Source organism: Candidatus Woesearchaeota archaeon (assembly GCA_027858315.1).
Taxonomy (GTDB): domain Archaea; phylum Nanobdellota; class Nanobdellia; order Woesearchaeales; family UBA583; genus UBA583.
Map to the genome: position 1 here is coordinate 1 of JAQICV010000001.1, position 5,297 is coordinate 5,297.

Here is a 5,297-nt window from a genome sequence, read left to right on the forward strand (position 1 = left end):
GTAATAGTGTTTGTTTCCATTGATGGGGATCATTGACTTGAAATAGGATATTAGAAATAGTAATCTCTTGTAGTCCTGTAAGCCTATTGTAAAAAAAATGACCTCTTGTACGTGACATACGGTTAGATAATCTAAAGGTAGTATCTACTAGAGTTAGATCACCACTAAAAAACTTTTCGTTAAACTCTTTTGCCTTTGCTTTAATTTCATTTATCATTTTTCTCTCCTTTCAAGATAGAGTATAAATGATAATACAAATAATGTCAACTATCTTTTTTATATGTTTTTCTTACTTAACTATTGACCATATTAAATATATAGATTATATTGTAGTTAACTTAAATATTTAGGAGATGCCAATGGTATACGAACAAACACAAGTAAAGGAAGTTTCTGAGGTTTTTAGAAAGATGTATGATGTAGAAGAACAGATTGCAGAACGGAAAGAAGCTATTAAAGACTTAAATGGTGCTATCAAAGATGCAAAGAAGACACTAGCTGAAAAGCTAGAGATTGATGCTAAATCTGTAGATAGAGCCTATAAGACTTGGATTTTTGAACAGACCAATGCAGGGGTATATGATGAATCAGAAACCCTTCTTGAAGCTGTAAAGGATGAATTGAAGAAGCTGTCTTTAGAAGACTAAAATTTTACCTATCTCAATTTTTAACTATCCCTCTTAGAAGAAATAATATTTTTCTAAGGGGGATTTTTTGTAATGGAAGAAAAGGATTTTAATGGTTTAATGTCTAAGGTATTTAATCAGTATGGGTTTTCCTATAAGATACCTGATCCACAGGTTAATAAATATGGTATTATAGCAGATACTAAAAGACCGTTTGATATATTTGCTTGTGTACTAGGTAAAAACATTTATATTGAAAATAAGTTCTTAAATAACGGTTATGCTTCTTTTCCATTCAGTAGATTGGAAGATCATCAAAGAAGTAGTTTAATCAAAATTAAAAAAGATCGTAAACAAAATGAGACACTGGTAGGTGTAGGGTTTTGGAAGAGGTATGGTTATTATACCTTTATGGTTATGGATTATTCTTTAATAGAATATCTTGAAAGGTTAGGAAAGAAATCAATATTAAAAAAAGAACAAATAGTTTTATTAGATAAGGGCTATATGATACCGATAAATAAAAAAGAATTTGATCCAAAATTGGTCATTGATAAAAACTTAACTATAGAAGTATGGAATAACATATTTGGGGGATAGAAGATTGGAAAAATTATTTTGTACGAATTGTCAATCAGATATACAAATTACACAAGAGGAGATACCTGAAGTTTGTCCTAAGTGTAATGTAAAATATTTTGATAAACCAATAAATGAGCGTAAATTACATATACTACAAGATCAATATCTAGCTAGTAGGGATGAATCAATATTAGCAGAAATGGTAATTCTTATGGAAGAGATTATTAAAAATCTTATACATAAAAATCTTAAAGGTTCTTATGTACCAGATAGGGAAAATTTAGTAGATGATGCTACTAATGATTCTCTTTTAAAAATATTAGAATACTATAAGAATAAGCCAGAATTCTATATTGAGAATTCCTTTGTAGGATATTTATCACAAGTGATTCTTTATCCTTTATATAATACTAAAAAGAAAGAGCGTGAACATCATGAAATATCACTTTCTTCTCCTGTTAGTAGTTCAGCTGATAATAATCAAACATTAGAAGATAAGCTATCAGTAGAATATCATGATGAATCTTTTACTTATGAAGAAGACAGGATACATAATGAAGATCATAAACGAGATTTAAGAAGTTCTATAGAAGAGTTTTTAGGTCTTATATTTAAAACTATTTTAGATAGACAAGGTTTAAGGATTGCAGTAATAAACTGGTCATTATTAAATCACTATTTAGATAATAAAGAAGATCGTTTTTTCTCTTCATGCTGGAATAGATATGATAACAGTATTAAGAATAATTATGATTTATCTTTATATCAGCTAAGACAATTCATAGCTGATCCTACAGCAAGTAATAAACAAAAAGAGGTAAACAATATGATGGATAGTGATACTAAAAACTTATGGACAGACAGACTAAATATGACCTTTGCAGAGAGAACTCCTGATGAATCTGAAATGATAATTAATTTAGTTTCCATGACTATATATAGTAGGAATAATAAAGATTTAGGTGATATGTATCATGCTCTAGGTATGGGAGGGTTTTCAAAGATTATATCACTATTTAGTGGTAGAACACTAACCTTTCCAGATAGAGAGGAGTTTCAAAATCAAATATTAATAGCATTGTGTTATTACTATAAAGAATTAAAAAATATGACTTGGGATGAAATCAAAGAAGAGTTACCTTTTGCTACAGAAGAGGTAAACACTATCCGTATAGGTAAAGGGATAGCTAAACTAAATAAAGAGATTAAAAATAAATTAAGAGATATTTTCAGTGAGGTTAATTATGGATAGTTTAAAAAATTTAGCAGAAAGTTTAGAGAAAGATAAAGATATTAATGTTCAATCGTCAGAAGATTTTAGACAGAGTTTAGCAAAGTTTATTATACAGCAAACACAAACTATACAAGAACAAGATGTAGCTTTAGGTATGATTATTCAAGAGTTTTTATCTAAAGTAAAACTACATGAGATTGAACCAGAAGAGTTAAGACGGTGGTATGGAATTATACAGCAATCAAAATCTGATTATGCTCGATCACTACTAGATATCTTTAGACCTTCAGGTCAGAACTCTACTCCATTATTAGCACCTAAAGAGCGTGATGAAGAAGCTGGTGAAGCTGTTCAGTTAGATACAAAACAACTTAATGCTGTTAATAAATTTATGCAGATTATGGAAACTTATTCTGATAGGTTTGAACATAGAGAAGATGATATTGAGACTCCCCCTGCTGAATAATAAAAAAGCCCCTAAATATAGGGGCTTATTTTTTTAATCGGTTATAGTACAAAGAACATCTTTTATCCTAATAATATAACATTCTTCATCATCATGTTCCACAACATCCTTTGCGTGTTCATAAAAATTAACTTGAACACCTTGCACAATAGCTGTAGATTGAGTTCCCCCCACATCTAATACAATGCCCCTACCTATTGGTTTCCGATTCTGATTTACCATAATGATACCACTAGCTGTTGTTGATTCTTTTACTTCCATTGGTTTAACAAGAATAAATTCATTAACTGGTTTTACTTTCATATATATTTCCTCCATGTATATATATAATAGTTAAAAATCTAATTTTAATCAAGACTATCCAATAGTTATTTTATATGGTTGTAAATTAATGTCTAGATTATCCCACGGAACTTCTCTAAGATAGGGCTTAGTTCCTTCAAGCGATTTAGGCCAGTAGTCTTCAGGCCATGGATCATTATAAATTACTGTATCATTATCACTATCATATCCTACAATAGCAATAAAATGACCTGGAGATTTTAAACAAACTACCAATCCTTTACCCTTATTTATACTGTTAATAATGTCACTATAAGCTATACCCCATGAAAAATGTGATTCTATATTGAATACATCTTTAATTGCTATAGGATAAAATTGTGGTATTTGATTTCCTTGCCATTCCTCAGCAGGGGTAGATGGACGAATCTTATTTAGTTTGCTATAATTTATAGGGTCATGGAAGTAATCGTTTAGGATCTCCTCTGGTTGTGGCTTATAGGCTCCCTGAGTGACTATCTCTACAGGTTTACCTATGGAAGCAATAATATTAACTACAGCAGTAGGACCACAGGATTGTAGCCAAGATATCTTTTTTTTCTTATCTTGCTGTTCAGTTGGATTATTAGTCTGTTTATAATAGTTTTCACTCCCTGCATTTTTTAGAATTTTTCTCATAATATAAACCTCTCTGAATATATGTAACTATATTAGTATAGTTACAATAAATAAGTAGAGGTGTATATATATGCAAATGGAACTCTCAGACATTCGTGAAATTATCAATAATAGTATCGACACTTTATCAAAAGAGATACAGAAACAAGAAGAGCGAACAATCGAAAGGTTTAATCAATTAGAATCAGTAATAAATTCTAAACTTGAAACACACTATAATTCTGTATATAAAGATATTGACCATTTAAAAAATAATGATAGAGATTTATATAATCTTGATAGAGAGCATAGAGATGAAGTTGGTAAAGTAGTCCAAAGGTTAGGAAGGGATGCTGAAGAAACATTAACTAGATTTGGAGAAAGAGTTGGTGTAACGGAACAAAGTCTATCTGCTGTTAAAGGAGAATTAAATTCATTACAAACTTTAGAACTCACTAAACTAGAAACATTAAAGAATGAAGTAGATGAATTGAAGAGAATGAAAGAGAATTCTAAAAATAACTTTCAATCTTGGGCTAGAACCTTTGCACCATCACTATTAAACTTACTTATAGGGGGTGGGGTTGTTACAGCTATGATTGCACTAATGCAGAAAGTTATGGTAAATTTGGATTCATTAGGACTTTAATAAGATATTATTTTCTTTTCCATCATATATTCTAAAACTCTGATTGTATGTTTATCAAAGAAGATATCTGTATTATCAGAATTCTTCTCCCAACAAAGACCATATAATACACCAGCCTTATATAGAGGGGCTTGAAGTCTCCAATAAAAATCACCATTAATTCCTAATGCTCTGGATACATAATCTCCATTATTCAGATATTTAGCACTGGACCTATGCCTTTTTAATAGTTTTCTAATCCTATCACTATCATATTTCTTTTTCCAGTTAGCTAAGGTTTCTCTCCTAATAGTTTGAACAAACTTTTGAGCTATTGTTTTAGGCCATTTTTTCTGTGATCCTACTCTCCAATTAAACCTACTATCTAAAGATAATTCTTCCAGTTCTAAAGTAATATCATATTGGTGTCTTATAGTCCGTTGGTTTTTAGATTTTTTTCCTTTAATTTTATCATAGGGTTTATATTGAGGGTATGAGTGAGTGGTTATTCTATATTTTTTCATAGGTACATCTAACCTATCCACTAATAACTCTGTTACTTCATCCACTATAAGCTTTTTTATTACATCTCTATCCCTATTATCAAATCTGCTTCGATACTGGTCATACGTATATTCCCATATTTCTCTAAGAGTAGGTGCATTTTCTTGAAATCTTTTTGTAGCCATGATGTAATAGTTACGTGAGCTACCCAAAGTTAAAACTTTGGGCTTCTTGTTTCAACGATCAAACTTCAAAATTAAGTAAACTTATTTTTGAGAGGTCTTAATCTCTACAAGCGTAAATTCGGGTAACTCCTAC

9 protein-coding genes are annotated in these 5,297 nt (G+C 30.2%); 5 read left to right on the plus strand and 4 right to left on the minus strand.

Annotated elements, in window-relative coordinates; all coding sequences use genetic code 11:
• Window positions 1-217: hypothetical protein (locus PF569_00005; GenBank protein ID MDA3854608.1), on the minus strand; the 217-nt coding region annotated here is incomplete at its 3' end.
• Between the two features lie 142 nt (window positions 218-359).
• Between PF569_00005 and PF569_00010 the strand changes: the two genes are divergently transcribed.
• The 4 genes from PF569_00010 (at window position 360) to PF569_00025 (ending at window position 2,908) form a co-directional block, all read left to right on the plus strand.
• A complete protein-coding gene (locus PF569_00010) occupies window positions 360-647 on the plus strand; it encodes a hypothetical protein (protein ID MDA3854609.1) in 288 nt (95 codons plus the stop codon).
• Window positions 648-719: 72 nt separating this feature from the next.
• Window positions 720-1,226, plus strand: a complete 507-nt coding sequence (locus tag PF569_00015; GenBank protein MDA3854610.1) for a hypothetical protein — start codon at window positions 720-722, stop codon at window positions 1,224-1,226.
• Window positions 1,227-1,230: 4 nt separating this feature from the next.
• Window positions 1,231-2,460: a hypothetical protein gene (locus PF569_00020; protein ID MDA3854611.1), complete on the plus strand. Its 1,230-nt coding sequence runs from the start codon at window positions 1,231-1,233 to the stop codon at window positions 2,458-2,460.
• The gene (locus PF569_00025) at window positions 2,453-2,908 is read left to right on the plus strand and encodes a hypothetical protein (protein ID MDA3854612.1); all 456 of its coding nucleotides are present in this window, start codon (window positions 2,453-2,455) and stop codon (window positions 2,906-2,908) included. Before PF569_00020 ends, PF569_00025 begins: the two co-directional genes overlap by 8 nt.
• A 33-nt stretch (window positions 2,909-2,941) precedes the next feature.
• Here the strand turns inward: PF569_00025 and PF569_00030 are convergent, their stop codons facing one another.
• Both PF569_00030 and PF569_00035 read right to left on the minus strand, forming a co-directional pair.
• Window positions 2,942-3,211: a hypothetical protein gene (locus PF569_00030; GenBank protein MDA3854613.1), complete on the minus strand. Its 270-nt coding sequence runs from the start codon at window positions 3,209-3,211 to the stop codon at window positions 2,942-2,944.
• Window positions 3,212-3,265: 54 nt separating this feature from the next.
• On the minus strand, window positions 3,266-3,868 hold the full coding sequence (locus PF569_00035; GenBank protein MDA3854614.1) for a C39 family peptidase: 603 nt from the start codon (window positions 3,866-3,868) through the stop codon (window positions 3,266-3,268).
• 76 nt (window positions 3,869-3,944) lie between these two features.
• Between PF569_00035 and PF569_00040 the strand changes: the two genes are divergently transcribed.
• Window positions 3,945-4,496, plus strand: coding sequence for a hypothetical protein (locus tag PF569_00040; protein MDA3854615.1), 552 nt, complete (start codon window positions 3,945-3,947; stop codon window positions 4,494-4,496).
• On the opposite strand, the gene PF569_00045 is transcribed toward PF569_00040, so the two are convergent.
• On the minus strand, window positions 4,493-5,164 hold the full coding sequence (locus tag PF569_00045) for a hypothetical protein (protein MDA3854616.1): 672 nt from the start codon (window positions 5,162-5,164) through the stop codon (window positions 4,493-4,495). The genes PF569_00040 and PF569_00045 overlap by 4 nt on opposite strands.
• Window positions 5,165-5,297 lie beyond the last annotated feature (133 nt).